Origin of the sequence: Paenibacillus sp. FSL H7-0714, from assembly GCF_038003765.1 — a bacterium.
GTDB lineage: Bacteria > Bacillota > Bacilli > Paenibacillales > Paenibacillaceae > Paenibacillus_AQ.
In genome coordinates this window covers 2913710-2931349 of sequence record NZ_JBBOPT010000001.1, presented here as the reverse complement: position 1 = coordinate 2931349, position 17640 = coordinate 2913710, and the positions used below count along the sequence as shown (strand labels likewise).

Annotated in this window: 18 protein-coding genes; 6 read left to right on the top strand and 12 right to left on the bottom strand. The window is 43.5% G+C overall.

Features of this window, described 5'->3' with window-relative positions; all coding sequences use genetic code 11:
- The first annotated feature begins 263 nt into the window (after positions 1-263).
- The 6 genes from NST34_RS12975 to thiE are packed head-to-tail and all read left to right on the top strand — an operon-like array spanning position 264 to position 5075.
- The gene (locus tag NST34_RS12975; RefSeq protein ID WP_341127943.1) at positions 264-959 is read left to right on the top strand and encodes an ABC transporter ATP-binding protein; all 696 of its coding nucleotides are present in this window, start codon (positions 264-266) and stop codon (positions 957-959) included.
- Complete coding sequence (locus NST34_RS12970) at positions 940-1713, top strand: ABC transporter permease (protein ID WP_081382860.1); 774 nt, start codon at positions 940-942, stop codon at positions 1711-1713. Before NST34_RS12975 ends, NST34_RS12970 begins: the two co-directional genes overlap by 20 nt.
- Positions 1710-2744 carry an ABC transporter substrate-binding protein gene (locus tag NST34_RS12965; protein WP_341127942.1) on the top strand — a complete coding sequence of 345 codons (1035 nt, stop codon included), beginning with the start codon at positions 1710-1712 and terminating at the stop codon, positions 2742-2744. The genes NST34_RS12970 and NST34_RS12965 overlap by 4 nt, the downstream gene beginning before the upstream one ends.
- Before the next feature lie 40 nt (positions 2745-2784).
- Positions 2785-3579 carry a hydroxyethylthiazole kinase gene (thiM, locus tag NST34_RS12960; RefSeq protein WP_341127941.1) on the top strand — a complete coding sequence of 265 codons (795 nt, stop codon included), beginning with the start codon at positions 2785-2787 and terminating at the stop codon, positions 3577-3579.
- Positions 3580-3601: 22 nt separating this feature from the next.
- Positions 3602-4429: a bifunctional hydroxymethylpyrimidine kinase/phosphomethylpyrimidine kinase gene (thiD, locus tag NST34_RS12955; RefSeq protein WP_341129538.1), complete on the top strand. Its 828-nt coding sequence runs from the start codon at positions 3602-3604 to the stop codon at positions 4427-4429.
- On the top strand, positions 4419-5075 hold the full coding sequence (gene thiE / locus NST34_RS12950) for a thiamine phosphate synthase (protein ID WP_143764012.1): 657 nt from the start codon (positions 4419-4421) through the stop codon (positions 5073-5075). Before thiD ends, thiE begins: the two co-directional genes overlap by 11 nt.
- Here the strand turns inward: thiE and NST34_RS12945 are convergent.
- The 12 genes from NST34_RS12945 to NST34_RS12890 all read right to left on the bottom strand — a co-directional run bounded on the left by NST34_RS12945 (position 5056) and on the right by NST34_RS12890 (position 17637).
- On the bottom strand, positions 5056-5748 hold the full coding sequence (locus NST34_RS12945) for a pseudouridine synthase (RefSeq protein ID WP_341127940.1): 693 nt from the start codon (positions 5746-5748) through the stop codon (positions 5056-5058). The genes thiE and NST34_RS12945 overlap by 20 nt on opposite strands.
- A 114-nt stretch (positions 5749-5862) precedes the next feature.
- Positions 5863-6045 (bottom strand): DUF3934 family protein, encoded by a 183-nt coding sequence (locus NST34_RS12940; RefSeq protein ID WP_042187505.1) that lies wholly within the window; start codon positions 6043-6045, stop codon positions 5863-5865.
- A gap of 115 nt (positions 6046-6160) precedes the next feature.
- Positions 6161-6412, bottom strand: a complete 252-nt coding sequence (locus tag NST34_RS12935) for a hypothetical protein (RefSeq protein ID WP_076282866.1) — start codon at positions 6410-6412, stop codon at positions 6161-6163.
- Between the two features lie 263 nt (positions 6413-6675).
- Positions 6676-7761, bottom strand: a complete 1086-nt coding sequence (gene asd, locus NST34_RS12930) for an aspartate-semialdehyde dehydrogenase (RefSeq protein WP_076282867.1) — start codon at positions 7759-7761, stop codon at positions 6676-6678.
- 125 nt (positions 7762-7886) lie between these two features.
- Positions 7887-8489, bottom strand: coding sequence for a response regulator transcription factor (locus NST34_RS12925; RefSeq protein ID WP_042187498.1), 603 nt, complete (start codon positions 8487-8489; stop codon positions 7887-7889).
- A complete protein-coding gene (locus NST34_RS12920) occupies positions 8489-9625 on the bottom strand; it encodes a sensor histidine kinase (RefSeq protein ID WP_341061130.1) in 1137 nt (378 codons plus the stop codon). Before NST34_RS12920 ends, NST34_RS12925 begins: the two co-directional genes overlap by 1 nt.
- A gap of 161 nt (positions 9626-9786) precedes the next feature.
- Entirely contained in the window at positions 9787-10851 is a 1065-nt protein-coding gene (locus tag NST34_RS12915; protein WP_042187494.1) for a fatty acid desaturase, read from the bottom strand.
- 169 nt (positions 10852-11020) lie between these two features.
- The gene (locus NST34_RS12910) at positions 11021-12619 is read right to left on the bottom strand and encodes a response regulator (RefSeq protein WP_341127939.1); all 1599 of its coding nucleotides are present in this window, start codon (positions 12617-12619) and stop codon (positions 11021-11023) included.
- Between the two features lie 16 nt (positions 12620-12635).
- Entirely contained in the window at positions 12636-13982 is a 1347-nt protein-coding gene (locus NST34_RS12905; protein WP_076282869.1) for an ABC transporter substrate-binding protein, read from the bottom strand.
- 33 nt (positions 13983-14015) lie between these two features.
- Positions 14016-15740, bottom strand: coding sequence for a cache domain-containing sensor histidine kinase (locus tag NST34_RS12900; protein ID WP_341060568.1), 1725 nt, complete (start codon positions 15738-15740; stop codon positions 14016-14018).
- An 83-nt stretch (positions 15741-15823) separates the two neighbouring features.
- A complete protein-coding gene (locus tag NST34_RS12895) occupies positions 15824-16687 on the bottom strand; it encodes a carbohydrate ABC transporter permease (protein WP_076282871.1) in 864 nt (287 codons plus the stop codon).
- Positions 16684-17637: a carbohydrate ABC transporter permease gene (locus NST34_RS12890; RefSeq protein ID WP_076299431.1), complete on the bottom strand. Its 954-nt coding sequence runs from the start codon at positions 17635-17637 to the stop codon at positions 16684-16686. The genes NST34_RS12895 and NST34_RS12890 overlap by 4 nt, the downstream gene beginning before the upstream one ends.
- Between the last annotated feature and the right edge of the window lie 3 nt (positions 17638-17640).

The window sequence follows — 17640 nt, the reverse complement described above, 5'->3', positions numbered from 1 at the left end:
CATGCATTTTTAGTGTTCCTATGCTGAATGAACTTTTTGACCCATTTATTTCCCACCGGAAATGAATGGGTCTTTATTTGTTTACAATCAATCACAAAACTTAAGCGTAGGCTTCCGAAGCAAGTTTTGTACGATGCTTTCCAAGAAGCCAACGCTCACAAAACTTTTTAGGAGGTTCGATCATCACGACAATCCTATCCATTCAAGGCTTAACCTACTCCTTTCCGGAATCAGAACAACCCCCTGTATTCGCAGATCTATCAATGGATATCAGGCAAGGAGAATTTGTCTCTGTCATTGGGGCTAGCGGAAGCGGGAAAAGTACGCTTTTCAAAACTATAGCAGGCTTGCTCGAACCCACTCATGGGAAAATAAAAATTCATTCGAACTCGTCATCCTCTTCTCGCTTAGGTCAGATCGCATACATGCCTCAGCAGGATTTGCTGCTGCCTTGGAGAACCGTGCTCGACAACTGTCTTTTGCCCTGGGAGATTAAACCAAGGTTTAGTAAACAACAGACGATCTCTCACATTCGGGAAATGCTGTCACGCTTCGGTTTGGCCGATGTAGAGAGGGCTTATCCCCATGAGCTATCGGGTGGCATGAAACAGCGAGTCGCATTTCTACGAACGCTTGTAGCTGGCGGCGGGGCCGGTCTTATTCTGCTAGATGAGCCATTTGGAGCGCTCGACGCTATGACCAAACGTGAGATACACCGTTGGCTGTTGGAGCTTTGGGATGAGCTGGATCAAACAGTGATGCTCATCACCCATGATCTAGAGGAAGCGCTGTTACTAAGCGATCGGATTTATTTATTGTCTGGAGGCATGCATAGCGAATTACAGGAGATCGTCGTTGATTTACCGAGGCCAAGACATTACAAGATGAACTATGAACCCCGGTTTATAGCGTTACGGGAAGAGTTGGAGCGGAGACTGTATGCAGCCCATACCTTTTAAAAAATATTTAAACAATTACGGCCCCTTCATTCTACTGCTATTGTTCATTCTTGTGATCTGGGAATCAGCTGTTCGTCTTCACTTGATTCCAGCCTTTATCCTACCTGCACCTTCTTCAATAGGTATCGCATTGATCGAACACAGGCAATTACTCAGACCGCATTTATTGGCGACACTGCAGGAAATATTGGTAGGTTTTGTTCTCTCGGTTATCTGTGGTTCACTGCTGGGCACCGGAATGTTCTTATTTCGCCCCCTTGAAAAGGCCATCTATCCGTTCCTTATTATCAGTCAGACGATCCCGTTAATCGCGCTATCCCCCATTTTTATTATGTGGTTCGGGTATACGCTGTGGAGCAAAGTGGCTGTTGTGTTTCTAACTGCTTTTTTTCCAGTCGTTGTGAGTACATATGACGGACTTCGTACAAGTGGTCAAGCCTACAAAGACTTATTGTTAACATTTGGCGCAAACCGCTGGCAACTGCTTGCTAAAACCCAAATCCCGCTGGCGCTGCCCTCTTTTTTCTCAGGACTAAAGCTATCCATTGTGTACTGCGTGATTGGAGCAACCATCGGCGAATGGCTCGGCGGCAGCAAAGGACTCGGTTACTTTAGCCGAAGGATGGCCGGAAATATGCAAAGTGCCGAAATGTTCGCCGCTGTATTTCTGTTGTCCGCGCTTGGTGTAGTGTTGTTTCTGATGATAGCTCTGCTCGAACCATTATTTTTAAAGAAAAGAGGATCTAAGCAATGAATGATTTGAATTCCCAAAGAAAATGGCTTATTCCCGTATTTCTCATATGTTCACTCCTAATCTTCACCAGCTGCGGAAAAGCATCCAATGTAAGTAGTCCTCCTGCTAATTCATCTAATAACGAAATTAAACAAACGCACAAGCTGACGATTATGCTCGATTGGTATCCCAATGCCGTTCACTCATTTTTATATGCTGCTGTGCAGAATGGTTATTTCCAAGAGGAAGGTCTGGACGTAGAGATCCAAATGCCCACAGACAGCAATGACGCACTGAAACTTGTAGCAGCGAATCAAATCGATTTAGCGTTTAGTTATCAACCTCAGGTGCTCATGGCACGCAGTGAGAACATTCCAGTACGTTCGATTGCAGCGATTGTGAGACATCCGCTTAATCATTTAATGGTACCTCAGGCTGGTGACATTCATAGTCCAAAAGACCTCACAGGTAAACAGATCGGGTATTCTTCCATTCCTCTTTATGAAGCCATGATTCGTACGATGATCCAAAACGATGGGGGTGACCCAAAGGCCAGCAAATTAATAGACGTAGGCTTTGACCTTATTCCGGCGATTGCGACGGGGCAAGTGGATGCCATTATGGGAGGGTTCATTAACCACGAACAATTAATCTTGGAAAAAGAAGGTCATCGCGTGAACTCGTTCAATCCCACGGATTACGGAGTCCCCGATTATTATGAGCTAGTCCTTGTCGCCAGCGATCAAGGAATACAAAATTCTGAATCCTATTTCAAAAAGTTTCTAAATGCAATTACAAAAGGACAACAATTTGTGCAGGATAATCCGGAAAAAGCGTTAAATTTGCTGCTTGCACACGAAGATGAGACCTCTCCACTCGATAAGCAAATTGAAGAGAAGAGCCTGGCGATTCTACTACCGCTAATGAATGCGGGTGATCAAGATTTTGGATATCAAGCGCCCGCGTCTTGGGAGAAGGTACGACAGTGGCTATCGGACAATGATTTACTGTCTACTGACATCAAAGCTGAGGATGCTTTTATTAATCTTTAAACATTAGCTATTCGCTCATAAAACTTGAGGAGGAATAATCATGAGTTATCTATCCAAAGTACGGAAATCCAATCCACTGGTCCACAATATCACCAACATCGTCGTAGCCAATTTCTCAGCCAACGGTCTTTTGGCGCTCGGTGCCTCCCCCTTTATGGCGGATGCTCACGAGGAAGTGGTCGATATCGCAGCATTTTCATCTGCCGTAGTTCTAAATATCGGTACACTGAATGACTACGCCATTCAATCCATGGTGCTCGCGGGACAATCTGCGAATAAGCACGGCGTTCCCTTAGTTCTTGATCCAGTGGGTGCGGGAGCCACTTCTTATCGAACAGCGGTCACTCAAAAGCTAGTGAATGAGATGCAGATTACCGCTCTACGTGGCAATGTAGCTGAAGTTGCCAATGTCATTGGTGAAAGCTGGTCTATTAAAGGGGTAGATGCAGGCGAAGGGGATGGCGACGTAGTCGTCTTGGCTGAGACTGCCGCGCGGAAGTTAGGCTGTGTAGTTATCATCACCGGAAAAGACGATGTCATCACAAATGGAGATAACACCTACATTGCCAGCAACGGTCACCCTATTCTAACGAAAGTAACGGGAACCGGTTGTCTGCTAAGTGCAGTAGTCGGTGCATTTCTAGCGGTAAGTGAAGGAGCATCTCTTGAAGCCGCAGTCGAAGCCCTCTCCTTCTATGGAGTGGCTGCTGAAATCGCCGCTGAACTAACGACTGGACAAGGTCCGGGGAGCTTTCAAATCGAGTTTCTAAATCAATTGAGCTTGGTCACAGCTGAAACTTACCAAGATAAATCAATAATCAAGCAACTCAGATAACAACCCTAAGGAGTGAACAATGATGATATATAAAGCTTTAACTATAGCCGGATCGGATAGCGGTGGTGGCGCTGGCATCCAAGCAGATCTAAAAACCTTTCAGGAGCTTTCTGTATATGGAATGAGTGCTCTTACGGCTGTGACAGCCCAGAACACCCTCAGAGTTCAAGGCGTTTATCCGTTGACACTGGAAGCTATTATTCAGCAGCTTGATTCCATTGGACTTGATCTGAAGCCGGATGCTGTGAAGACCGGGATGCTTTTTAACAGTGACATCATACGTATCGTAGCAGAGAAGATACAGCAATACAGCTGGCGTAATCTTGTAGTTGATCCTGTGATGGTTGCTAAAGGGGGTTCCACGCTGCTACAGCAAGAAGCTGTTCAGTCCTTAATCAATCATCTCCTCCCGCTAGCCTTAGTGACGACACCCAATATTCCAGAGGCTGAAATGATTACCAACAGAAGCATCACTACTATAGACGATCGTAAAGAAGCGGCTAAACTCATTCATGCCATGGGCTCTAACTATGTAGTGCTAAAAGGTGGGCATGATACCTCAACTACGGCTGTTGTGGATCTCCTATATGATGGTCACGAATTCATCTTTATGGAGAGTCAACGAGTTCAGACTAGACACACGCACGGCACAGGCTGCACCTATTCAGCAGCAGTCACTGCCGAGCTTGCTAAGGGCAAAACCGTTCCCGAAGCAACACACATAGCTAAAGCTTTTATACAAGCGGCGATTGAAGACGAGCTGGGCATAGGGGCTGGACATGGACCTACGAATCATTTTGCATATCAGAATAGATTGCGAGGGATGAACCTTGAAGCAAATAGACAGTGATCAACTGCGGGATTTATTAAAAGTCTATTTCATTATGGGCAGTGTGAATTGTCGGATAGCCCCAGCCAAGGTATTAAAAGAAGCGGTCGCGGGAGGCATAACGATGTTCCAATTTCGTGAAAAAGGTACGGGGGCATTAACTGCACAAGTTAAATTTAATTTAGGAAGACGGCTCCAAAAGATATGTCGTGCTAACGGAGTCCCTTTTATCGTTAATGACGATATTGATCTAGCCATCGCCCTTGATGCGGACGGCATTCATGTAGGACAAGATGATACCCCTGCGCTGGCGATTAGGCAGCTGCTTGGCGAGGATAAGATCGTTGGTGTGTCCGCTCATTCGCTCGCCGAAGCTCGGCAGGCGATAGCGGATGGAGCCGATTATCTGGGCATTGGTCCTGTTTATCCTACCTCTTCCAAGGAGGATGCCCAAGCTGTTCGAGGCACATCAGTTATTGAAGAAATACGAAACAGCGGCATTACGATTCCTTTGGTTGGCATAGGCGGGATCACGGTGCACAATGCAGCACCAGTACTAGCTGCGGGTGCGGACGGTATCTCCGTTATCTCAGCTATTGCGGGCGCTGAAGACATCACCTTGGCAGCCAGAGGATTTGTTCACGAAGTTAATTTAAGCGGGTCATAAGCTCACTCAGCTCTTCTCCGCTCAAATGCCGCCATTGTCCTCGCTCCAAACTATCAAGTGTAATATTCATGATTCTTATACGCTCTAGCTTTAGTACTCTATATCCTAACTCCTTGCACATTCTACGTATTTGCAGATTAAGGCCTTGAGTTAGGATAATTCTAAACTGACATTCCGCGACCCGAGAGACCTCACAAGGTTTTGTTGTGACGCCAAGAATATCCACACCACTAGACATGGCATGTATGAACTCTGACGTTATTGGCTTGTCTACATGAACTACATATTCTTTTTCATGCCCATTCTCGGAACGCATCATTTTGTTTACGATATCTCCATCGTTGGTTAACAAAATGAGGCCTTCCGAGTGTTTATCTAATCTGCCGATCGCAAAGATCCGTGAGGGATAACCTACAAAATCTATAATATTCCCAGCTACATTTGGCGCAGCTGTACAGGTGATGCCTATCGGTTTATTCAGCGCGAGGTATACCGGCTCCCCTTTACTGCTTGTTATGGGCTCTCCATCAATCCATACGATATCCTCTGGCTCTAAAAGAATATTCCCATCACAGACGATGCCGTTAACAGCGATCCGCCCTGCGGTAATGAGTCGTTTCGTTTCCCTTCTGGAACAGAAGCCTGTTTCACTTATATATTTATCGATTCTCACTGATGATCCTACTTTCCTTCTGATACTGATACTTGCATCTATCCATAAAAAAACACCTGATTTTAACGATCAAAATCAGATGTTAACCTTCAGGAATAATTGATTTCAAGGGAGCTATTTCGAGCTTCCGCTTTTTTTCACGTTATTGCCCTTGCTTCCACTTGCATCTTTAGCGCCTGGACCCGTGGTTGGAGCACCTTTTGCAGGTTTAACTGGTTTTGCTGTTTTGTTCCAGCGTGTCCAGCCCTTACTCCCCGTACCTCTGCCCGTGCCGCCACCTTTACTTTTTGCACCCATCTTATCACTCCGTCAGTCATTCAGAATTCGTATAGTTTATACACTTCATCTATTTTACCACACTCTCAAACTTTCTGTTTAAGTAATAGCTCAGCTTCGTCTAACGATGCTCTGATTAGTATTTAGCATCTTTATTCATTTCATGAATATCAAAGGTATCTTCATGTATTTCAATCGCGATGACAGTACCCTCTTTTTCGAAAAATTGCACATGCCCTAACCGCTTGTCCTCCAACTCCACCCAGCCAGCATCCTCTAATTTATTAAAGTAGTGGTCAGGTCGATAGAGACCTTGTTCTCCCCCTATATTATCCAATTCGTATTTTACGCCTATTTTTATATTGGGGTTACTTGAAGTTGTTGTCACTTCGATTTCCTTTGCTTTCTTAGGAATAGGAATTTCAGCATTTATAGAAGATATTCCGTACTCTTGCTCCTCTTGAGTTGATGATGTACATCCGCTTGTGAATAGTATTAAAGGTAACCATAAAAAAGCTAATAAATATTTATACAGGTATATCAGCTCCTTCCCTAACTTATTTTACCAAATCAACCCATTAAAAAACACCCCATCAAAGACTAAGCTTTGATGAGGTGTCTATTTCGAATCAGCTTTACAGCTTATCCATTTTATTTAGGCTGAATATAACCTTCTGCTTTCAGAAGCTCAGCGATCAATACAGCACCGCCAGCTGCTCCGCGCAGGGTGTTATGGGAGAGACCTACGAATTTGTAATCATAGATGGCATCTTCGCGAAGTCTGCCCGTCGATACGCCCATACCATTCTCAATATCACGATCCAGTTTGGTCTGTGGACGGTTCTCCTCTTCGAAATAAGTAATGAACTGTTTAGGGGCGCTAGGCAGTTCAAGCTCTTGAGGACGTCCTTTGAAGCTATTCCAGAGTTTCAGAATCTCTTCTTTGGATGGCTTTTTCTCAAAAGAAACAAATACAGCAGCCATATGTCCATCCGCTACAGGCACACGGATACACTGCGAAGTAATCGTCGGCGCTTCACTTTTTACGATGCCTTCCTCTTGTACGCTTCCCCAGATGCGCAATGGCTCTTGCTCGCTCTTCTCTTCTTCGCCACCAATGTAAGGAATCACGTTGTCTAGCATTTCAGGCCAGTCAGCAAAAGTCTTGCCCGCACCCGAAATTGCTTGGTAAGTGGTGACTACAACTTTAGAAGGGTTGAATTCTTTAAGTGCATGAAGCGCAGGCACATAACTTTGAATGGAGCAGTTAGGTTTAACCGCAATGAAACCAGTCTCAGTTCCCAGACGTTTTCTTTGCTGCGCAATAACCTCAAGATGCTCTGGGTTAATCTCAGGAATAACCATAGGCACGTCCGGTGTCCAACGATGCGCTGAGTTATTGGAGATAACTGGAGTACCCGTACGAGCATAAGCTTCTTCGAGCGCTTTAATCTCTTCTTTTTTCATGTCTACTGCGCAAAAGATCAGGTCTACGTCCGCAGCTACTTCTTCTACCTTAGAAGCATCTTGAACCATAATATTCTTCACGTTCTCAGGCATTGGAGTGGATAGCTTCCATCTGCCCTTGGCCGATTCTTCATACGTTTTCCCAGCAGATTTCGCACTGGCAGCAATCGCAGTTACTTCAAACCAAGGATGATTCTCTAGAAGGGCAATAAAACGTTGTCCTACCATACCTGTGCCGCCAACTATGCCGGCTCTTAGCTTTCTTGACATCAGAAAATACACTTCCTTTTGATTAACTGTCCTATTGTGAATAATAGGCCGATAATTAATGATATACGGGTCGAGAACATTTGGCGAGTGTTAACATCAAAATAACATTAAAAAATTTAATATTTTCATTTAAACCAGCCTTTTTCCTTAAATCGAGTGATCGCTTCAATCCGATTTCCCACATCCAGCTTATCGAGGATAACAGAAATGTAGTTCCGTACCGTACCGGTGGTAATGTACAGCTCGCTGGCAATTTCTTTCGTATTTTTGCCATCGGCGATCAGGCCGAGTACTTCCTTCTCCCGCTGAGTCAATGGATTCACTTCACCGCTGTAGGCTTCATCCATCAGCTCCGGTGCATACATGCGTCTGCCTGCCATAACATTCCGGATAGAGAGTGCCAGCTCTTCACTAGGACTGTCCTTCAGCAAATAAGCATGAACACCCGCTTTGAGCGCACGTTCGAAATATCCCGCCCGGGCAAAGGTCGTTAATATCATCGTTTTGCAGCCGCTAGTCTTCAGGGCTTCTGCAGCGTCGAGACCACTCATTGCCGGCATCTCAATATCCATAATACAGATATCCGGTTTAAGCTGCTGAACCATTGCAACAGCTTCTTCCCCATTACTTGCTCGGCCTACGACCTTCATATCCTCTTCTAAATCAAGCAAAGAAGCCAACGCCCCGAGGAGCATTCGTTGATCCTCAGCGATTACAATTTTAATCATTATAGGATGACCTCCTGTTCCTGATGTTTGAATGCATTGGGTACTTTAATCACAATTGTAGTCCCGCTATCTCTCACGATATCCATACAGCCATTCACAAATTCAAGACGCTCTCTCATGCCTTGCAGCCCATGACCTTTAAAATAAAGATCATTTCCAGGTATACCGGTCCCATCATCTTTCACTTTAATGACTAGATCCGTGCGTGAGGGGTTAATCTGAATAGAGCAAGACTTTGCCCCGCTGTGCTTCACAACATTAGTGACAGCTTCCTTTATACACATGCTTAGCACATTTTCAGTTATCAATGAGGTATTGGTTAGCTTCGGATTTCCCTCCAGCTTAAAATCAATCTCAGCAGCTGCAAGAAACTGCTGAATATGAATAAGTTCATCTTCAAGCCGAATGCCACGCATTCGCGTAACCATCTCACGAACCTCTTTCAGCGCACTTCTCGCCGTTTGTCGAACATCATTGATCTCTGCTTTTGCTTGGGTAGGATTAGAGTCGATTAGCTTTCCTGCCAAATCACTCTTCAGACCAATTAATGAAAGCTTCTGACCTAATGTATCATGAAGATCTCGCGAAATCCGTTGACGTTCTTCAATCTTAACGAGTTCGGAGATTCGCTTATTCGCATCCTCCAATTGATCTTGTAACTTGCCCTGATTATTTCGGTTATACGTACTGATTGGAAGTAGAATCACTGCAATCATACTTACTAGCACGAACGGTAGTTGACTAATAAACACTGAATTACGCGAGAGCAGCTCATAATTGATTGTAATGATCGTAGTTAACAGATGAATAGAGTACAGTGTGAAGAACCCTACTCGATTCTGTATATTCCCAATAAAAAAGGCTAAAAAAAGCGCAAAATACATATATCCGAACAAAAGCGTCATTGTTATAGAAACTATAATTTGGACACTCGTCCAGAAATAAACCAGCCACCCCTTAGAAACAAAGGAAAGCACATAACAAACAAAAAATACAGCAATCATCAAGATTCCCCAAACTACTTGGTAGGTAGAGGAGGAGCGAAATATAAAATAAAACGGTAGAATGTAAAAAACGACCCACACATAAGGGCTGAGACCTGTGCTTTTATGAAAAATATGATGCCACTTTTGCATGACCGCTCTCCTTTTTACCATACATTACTCTCCTTATTCTAGCACAAATTCAGTGAAAATCTGTTGAACCACTACGATAAATAGAAAAAGATTAGAGCCACGAATGATTTCTCCGGCTCTAACCTTTCTTTATACTCCTATTTTGTTCGAACCTATAGTTATTATTCTCCTTGGAGTCTAGTCTTATGAACTTGCAGGACTTCTCCCGCTACCTTAGGTTTGCTTAGTCTCGACTTTACCTCTTTAAAGCTGATGAAGCACTTATTCTCCTCATCCCAAAGACGGAAGTGTAGAGCCTTCAAGCTAGTGCTAAGCGTTATGGTCGTCGCCTTTTGCAATGGTGGCGTAGCATTATGTGCTTTTTCTAAATTATAGTTGGGTACCTTTGGACTTAAATGATGGACATGGTGGAACCCGATGTTCCCTGTGATCCATTGCAATAGCTTAGGTAGCTTGTAATATGAGCTTCCCTCTACTGCAGCCATAACATAACTCCACTCCGATTCATTCTCGAAGTAGGAATCCTCGAACTGATGCTGAACATAGAACAACCATATTCCGAGAAAACCGGATACAAAGGCTATTGGCAATTGCACCATGATAAAGGCTTGCCAGCCGATCGCCCAAATAAGCAAACCGTAGAGAGCTGCGATAGATACATTTGTTAAATAGGTATTCATCCGTTCTTTACGTCTAGCGCCTTTAGCATTAAACCGATATTGAATCATAAAAACAGCAATAGGTCCTAAACCGAACATCACGAGTGGGTTACGGTAAATCCGGTAATACAGACGTTTCCAGGATGAAGCTGCTTCATATTCATCGACAGTCATAATCCATATGTCACCAATCCCTCTTTTATCGAGGTTACTGGAGCTGGCGTGATGAATGGAATGACTATGCTTCCACTGCCGATAAGGAACAAGTGTAAGTACACCTGTAATCGTTCCGATAATGTCATTCGCCCTACGATTCTTAAAGAACGAACCATGTGTGCAGTCATGGAAAATAATAAAAGTTCGGATTACAAATCCTGCTGCAGGAATGGCCAACAAAAGGGTGAGCCAGTAGGAAACGGATAAAGAGAAATAAGCTCCGCCCCATAACAGCACAAGTGGCCCTAAAGTATTAATGAGCTGTCTTATGCTCGCGTTGCGGTCGTTTTTTTCGTAAGGGGCTACACTTTTTTTAAGACTGGAGAGCTGTGATGTCTGTTTTGTAGTCATCTTTATCGTTTCCTCCTTGATGTGTCTGGCTAAGGATCTTTTTATCTATCCTAAGTATAGGAGATAAAGTGTCATCCTATAAGTCATAAACATCAAGTAAAGGGTATGATAAATGTCATACTTATGCCCTATTTCCCCCCTTTTGCTATGCAATCCGTGTACTTCTTCGTTAATTAACCTGCCTCGTATGCTCTTCACGATATTCCGTAGGCGTCTGACCGCTAGCTTTTTTAAAGACTTGAGTAAAATATCGCGGATCCTGATAACCAACTAGTGGAGCGATCTGATATACCTTCACATTACTACTTTGCAATATATCCTTCGCCTTCTCCATTCGACAGTGAGTCACATACTCCAAGAACGTATAGCCTGTTATTTGTTTAAATAAAGTACAAAAATGACTGACACTAAGATCGGCAAGCTCCGATACTTCTTCAATACTTAAGTCTTTATAGTAATTACTCTCGATATAACGTTTCGTTTTCTCGATGGAACTGCGTGTATCTTCCCGATTCACAGGTTTACTACCTTGATCCAATCGCTCCCCAAATTCTTCCCTCAACGCAGACATCATTTCACTCAAGGTAACCAAATGGTGCAGCTTACTTAGTAATCCATGTAGAGACCAATCCGAATTTAGATTCAAATGTTCAAAATGTCTGTATAACACAACAACCATTTCCACAAGAAGACGTTCTGCTATCTCTTTAGGAATAGCTTGAGCCTCAATATATAATGCCAACTCATCAAACAATGATGACATTTGGTTTCTATTCAAGGTACGAATACTCTCTATCAACGAGGTCTCCAGCTCTTTTGGATATTTCACTTCTGTATTGTCTGCGAAGGTTGTTTCCTCATCTATATACACCCCGGCAAGACCATAATAGAAACGTTGATACAAAGCCTTCGCAGCCAATGGATACACCGTACTTAATTGATCAATCCCTTGTGTACAGCGGCTGATTCCTACAGAGCAGCTTAACTTGGAGTATCTTTTGATCCCTGTAATTAAATGTTCACCTAGTTCTCTTCTGCTCGCGCTTAAAGATCCAGGAAAGAGCAATATCCACTCCCCGTTATGAAAAGGAAAGACTGTAAGTACTCCATGTTCCAGAGACCACTCTTCAACAATATTACGGATCGCAAACAGCCACAGCCGCTTTTCTTCCACACTCCACTGCCCAGTAAGCACAGAATAATCATCCAATTGGACAACAGCCATGAAATATCCACTCTCAAGTTCACTGTTCTCCAGCCATTTCAGGTGTTCAAGCGGCCTTGCATTTCCCAAAGTAATTTCAGCAAACATCCGTTCACGAGCTAGCATCGACAGCATCTGAACGGAATGCATCATCTGATCGTTCTCTTTTTGCTCATCCAGCCTCGTTTTCGCTCGGTATAGCATTTCAACCAGTTCGTCATGGTCGATGGGTTTCAGCAAATAATCAAAGGCTCCTTGACGCAAAGCTTCTCTCGCATATTCGAACTCCCCATAACCACTTATAAAGATAAATACCAGCTTAGAATTCTTTGGTAATACTTCCTTCATCAAAGTGATTCCGTCAATCACTGGCATACGGATATCGCTGATTATAATATGCGGTGTAGTTTCTTCTATTAAGCGGAGGGCTAGTTCTCCATTTCGAGCCTCTCCCACAATTTCCATCTGGAGATCATCCCATGGAATAGCTACTTTTAGACTACGAAGAATAATCGGCTCATCATCTACGAGCAGTACTTTATATTTCTCTTCTATCTCATCCATTCCAGCACCTCCATGCTTATTGAACACTTGAGTTTTGGATCAGATTCCAGTATTCCATCGATGATGCCTGCACTAGCTTTAAAGCGTGATCTGCAGACATTTCTTCGTTAATCATTTTTTCGATGACACTTAGGAACATTTTCTTAACTTCAGGTGATAATACGTTATCGTAAGGCACAAAGCTCTTGCGGTTCACTTCCATCATTTCCATCACTTGCGCGAATACCGGACCGGTCTTCTCCGGATCAAAAGCAATACGAATGGATGGAATTCTCAGTCCTTCATATACAATTCGGGTCTGAACTTCCTGCGTGTAAAAAGCCTTCATAAGATCCAAAGCGGCTTCCCGTTTAGCTCCATTTAGTTCGGAGGAAAGACCGATGCCGATGGTATATCCCCCTGCAATCGAAGGCTCCTCTCCTTGCTTCAAGGCAGGAAATGGAATAACGCCTACCTCATTCTGAAAATCTGCTGGAGCCGCACTACCAGAAAATAAATTGATATCCCAGTTCCCGTTTAAATACATCGCAGCCTTGCCGCTTGTAAACAAACCGACTGCATTTTCAGTTGAGAGATCATTAGACTGGGGACTAAAGGCACCTTCTTTTATCCATTGATCCAAATGCTCAAAAGCCTTTAAATAGGACTCATTCTGAAAGCTCGCTTGATCTTCACCTGTGATTAGCTTTTGGAACACTTCGGAGCCAGCATAACGATCCATTAAATAATGTGCAAAGATCCCGGCAGGCCAGCGATCCTCGTTCCCGAGTGCAAACGGAATGTATCCTCCAGCCTTGAGCCTCAGTATGACATCATCGAGTTCTTGAAGCGTTGTAGGCGCCCCTAGACCAAGCTTGTTGAAAATAGTCTTATTGAAATACAGTGGTTCAGCGTTTCCTTCGATGGGCAATCCATAAATATGGTTGTCAAAGGTCCATAGATGCAGATCCTTGAATTGATTGGTTAGACCGTTCTCTCGAACAAAATCAGTCAGATCAACCAGCCGATTGGAGCGCACGTACGGCTCTATTTCAGCTCCACCAAATAAAACAAACATATCTGGTGGCGTGCCAGTAACCATCTCGCTTTTCAGCTTTTGTTCACGGTGTATCGTCTGGTCTAGTCCTTCAAAATTGACTTTCACATTCGGATGCGCAATTTGGTATTTATCCACGATCTCTTCAAAGATAGCCAGCAGTGGCCGATCATGCTCTTTGATCCAGAAGTGACGGAAAGTCAGCGTTATTTTTTCTGGTGAATTATCTTCAATCGGTTCGTGATCTCCTAACGTAATAAATAGAACAGCGCCAGATATCAGCACTAGATATATCCACATCCAGCCCCACTTCAATAACCACTTCATGTCAATCTCCCCCTGTTTCCTCTGTATGATCGATTATGGCAGTATTTTTGGTATTCGGATTCGAATCGTTGAACCAAATCCAGGGGATGAACACACAAGTAAGCCATATGGACTGCCGAATCTGATATTCAGGCGCTCATGAACATTCTTAAGCCCTACACCACTATCACTATATTTCTTCTGGCCGCCTCCCTCGTTATCCCATAGATTCATCATCTTGGCTAAGTCGAAGCCCGGACCGTTATCTTTTACGATAATGATCATATCCGTACCCATTTCATAGGCTGTGATTTCTATGATTCCAGGGTCCTCCATCGGCTCAATTGCATGGTACAATGCATTCTCTACAATGGGCTGAACAATCAGCTTTTGAGTCATAAACGTTCTAAGACTCTCAGGAAGATTTATAATATACGAGAATTTATCCTCGAAACGAAACTTTTGAATATCCAGATAATGGCGAACATGTTCAAACTCCATTTGCAGAGGTATCAGCTCTTGATTCTGACTAATACTGATTCGCAGCAGCTTGCCGAGTGAAATGACCATTTTACTAATATCTTTATTACCTTGAAGCACGGCCATCGAATTAATCGATTCCAGTGAATTATAAATAAAATGAGGATTAATCTGCGCCATTAATGCCTTCATTTCCGCTTCCTTTTTGCGACCCTGCTCCGTCTGCACTTGCACAATCAACTCGTTGATCTGTGTGCTCATCCGGTTAAAGCCATCAATCAGAAAATCACTTTCATCATCCGCACGATAACGTGTAGTGATAGGTGTAAATATCCCCTGCTTCACCCGCTTCATCCCGTTGACCGCGCTGTTAATGCTATAAACGAGCCTTCTAACAAAATATCGGTCAAACAAAATGGCGGATAACAATGAAACCGTACTCAAAATAATCGCAATATTACGAATAGATATAGATTCCGAAGAGATTAGATTCATCGGTGTAATCGCTGCCAAATACCAGTCTTTATTATGTGAAGGAAGGAAGGTTATGAGTGATTTTTCCCCCTGATAGTTGTCGATGTAATAGTTTTGTTCCTTGGCATAATCATTTTCTAAAAAAGGGAACTCCGTGCGCTGCCCAATATGTTCACCGGATTTGTTAAAAACGATATTCCCCAGCTTGTTCACCAGCAGAATATCACCCTTCTTAAGCGTTGCTGCCTCCCAGAAAATCTGATCCAGTAAATCAGGTTTAACATTAACGACCAAATAGCCTATATCTTCAAGAGAATAATAATCTTTGATTACTCTGGCTTGCACAAGTACCGGATGGCCCGATAACGCCGAACCATTCTCACCAGGTCCTGACCATACGGGGCGCCCTTCAGCGTTTTCCATAGTATGAAACCAACTTTGCTTCTTCATCTCCTCAAAGGACATCGGCGCATTGTATTGATAAAGCAACCGATCTTTACTATATAAACTAAATGAAGTAATCATCGGATGATTAATGAGTAAGTTGTTGAGTTCCTGCTTGCGATCATAGGTGAGCACAAAGTTAGACTGCTTGAGCGATTGTTGAATAACCGGTTGTGTGATCGCAGAATTTGAGATCGAGGAGATTTCACTAAGTGCGAATTTGAGCTTTCGATCCGTTTCGAGCAGTGAAACCCAGTAGAAGTTACTTGATTTTTTCTCCATAGCGTTAGAGAAGTTAACGTAAGTAACAATCCCCATCAGAATCACTGGAATAAAGACGAGAAGAATAATAGCGAACAAGATTTTACGGCGGAGCTTCATGGTATTCCCCTTCCCCCTGCTGTCTCTGTCCTCTAGTATTCTTCACGAAACCGCCCATTCCCTTGTAAATGTTAAAAGTAAAATCAGCTCTTAATAGCTCCTGAGGTTAGTCCTGCAATTACCCAACGACTAAATAACAGGAAGACGATCAGCAGTGGCAAGGTCGCCGTAAACGTAGCTGACATGATCATTCCATAATCCAGACCGTCGCGATTGGAGAATAACTGCTGGAGCGCGATTTGTATTGTAAAATGTTCTTGGTTCTTTAACACGACCAAAGGCCAGAAGAAGTCATTCCATACGGTCATAAAATTCAATATGCCTAGTGTTGCCATAGCTGGAGTGATAACTGGAATGGCGATGTTCCAAAAGATCCGGAAATGTCCGCCGCCATCAATCCGTCCTGCTTCGATCAGTTCCGTATGTACAGCTGTAGAGATATACTGCCGCATCCAAAAGATCCCAAAGGCATTAACCATAGCCGGAACAATCAGCGCCTTGAAAGAGTCGATCCAGTGGAGCTTGGCCATAATTACATAAGTAGGTAACACACCAAGCTGCTGGGGTACAAATAGAGTGGCAATTACAAAGTAAAACAGAATATTTTTAAACGGGAATTCATATTTAGCAAAAGCATAACCAGCAAGTGTACAGAAAAATACGACCGATATGGTTACCATAGACGAGACGAATAATGAGTTTCCAAGAGCTTGGAAAAAATCCGTTTTATCCAGAACCCGCTGGAAATTATCAAAAAACTGGTTCCCAACCGTAAGCAAAGGGGGTACATGGAATACTGCGCCCCTATCATTTGTGCCAACTACAAACATCCAGTAAAAAGGAAAGATGGACACGAGTGCACCAAGAATCAGAATGAGATAAAATCCTATTTTGCCGAAAATCCCAAGATCATCCGGATCTTTTTTTAATAGACGCACAGTACTCACGCTTTACCCCCTCCTGTATCTCCACCCATGCGGCTTGAAACCAGCATATTAAGGACAGAAAATATAATCGTGACCACAAACAGCAGGACTGCCGTAGCCGCCGCCGTACCGAAGAATCCATTGCGGAATGCCTCGCTGTACAAATAGGTAACCATAGTGATGCCTTCCTGACGTGTAGATCCCGTTCCTGATTGTCCTAAGAATACATAAGGCTCAGTGAATAGCTGCAGGGCGCCTATAGTCGAGAGCAAAGTGACAAATACGATGAACGGTTTCAGTAATGGCAATGTAATGAAGGTTAATTGTTGCCTTCTGTTCGCTCCATCAATACGGGCTGCTTCATACAAATCCGTCGGTATACTTTGAAGTCCTGATAGAAAAATAATGGCATTATACCCTGTCCAGCGCCACATCACCATGGTTGAGATCGCGATTTTGACCCCCCACCAGCCAGAGTTGAAGGCCACACTATCAAGCCCTAAACCACTGAGCATCCAGTTGAGCATCCCGTTGTTCCCAAACAGCGTACTAAACACTAGGGTAACCGCAACGATAGATGTAATATTGGGCATGAAAAAGAGAACACGGAACGTTTTCTTGAAACGAGTCATCCCCGAATTCAACAATACGGCAATCAAAAGCGCCAATAGGATCTGTGGAACAGTTCCGAGCAGTCCCATAATTAAGGTGTTGCTAAAAGAAATCCAAAAGGTAGGGTCGCTTGTGACCAATTCATAATTTTTCATTCCTACGAATTTCATAGGATTCAAGGCATCCCATTTAAAGAATGAGAGGTAGATCGTAAAGAAGATCGGATATAGTCCAAATATCGAGAACAGAATAAAAAAAGGAGAAATGAAAGTATAAGCGGTGATGCGGCTCCTTCTTTGTTCAGTTAAAAACGGGCGCTTGCTCTCGGCATGCGGACTCGAAATAACAGGCTCAGCCATGTC

Excerpts from the sequence above, each read along its gene's own strand:
- NST34_RS12940 (WP_042187505.1), bottom strand. The coding sequence starts at position 6,045 with ATGGGTGCAAAAAGTAAAGGTGGCGGCACGGGCAGAGGTACGGGGAGT.
- NST34_RS12905 (WP_076282869.1), bottom strand. The coding sequence starts at position 13,982 with ATGAAGTGGTTATTGAAGTGGGGCTGGATGTGGATATATCTAGTGCTG.
- NST34_RS12910 (WP_341127939.1), bottom strand. The coding sequence starts at position 12,619 with ATGGATGAGATAGAAGAGAAATATAAAGTACTGCTCGTAGATGATGAG.
- NST34_RS12900 (WP_341060568.1), bottom strand. The coding sequence starts at position 15,740 with ATGAAGCTCCGCCGTAAAATCTTGTTCGCTATTATTCTTCTCGTCTTT.
- NST34_RS12970 (WP_081382860.1), top strand. The coding sequence starts at position 940 with ATGCAGCCCATACCTTTTAAAAAATATTTAAACAATTACGGCCCCTTC.
- asd (WP_076282867.1), bottom strand. The coding sequence starts at position 7,761 with ATGTCAAGAAAGCTAAGAGCCGGCATAGTTGGCGGCACAGGTATGGTA.
- thiM (WP_341127941.1), top strand. The coding sequence starts at position 2,785 with ATGAGTTATCTATCCAAAGTACGGAAATCCAATCCACTGGTCCACAAT.
- NST34_RS12975 (WP_341127943.1), top strand. The coding sequence starts at position 264 with ATGGATATCAGGCAAGGAGAATTTGTCTCTGTCATTGGGGCTAGCGGA.
- NST34_RS12965 (WP_341127942.1), top strand. The coding sequence starts at position 1,710 with ATGAATGATTTGAATTCCCAAAGAAAATGGCTTATTCCCGTATTTCTC.
- NST34_RS12890 (WP_076299431.1), bottom strand. The coding sequence starts at position 17,637 with ATGGCTGAGCCTGTTATTTCGAGTCCGCATGCCGAGAGCAAGCGCCCG.
- NST34_RS12915 (WP_042187494.1), bottom strand. The coding sequence starts at position 10,851 with ATGACTACAAAACAGACATCACAGCTCTCCAGTCTTAAAAAAAGTGTA.
- NST34_RS12920 (WP_341061130.1), bottom strand. The coding sequence starts at position 9,625 with ATGCAAAAGTGGCATCATATTTTTCATAAAAGCACAGGTCTCAGCCCT.
- NST34_RS12925 (WP_042187498.1), bottom strand. The coding sequence starts at position 8,489 with ATGATTAAAATTGTAATCGCTGAGGATCAACGAATGCTCCTCGGGGCG.
- thiD (WP_341129538.1), top strand. The coding sequence starts at position 3,602 with ATGATATATAAAGCTTTAACTATAGCCGGATCGGATAGCGGTGGTGGC.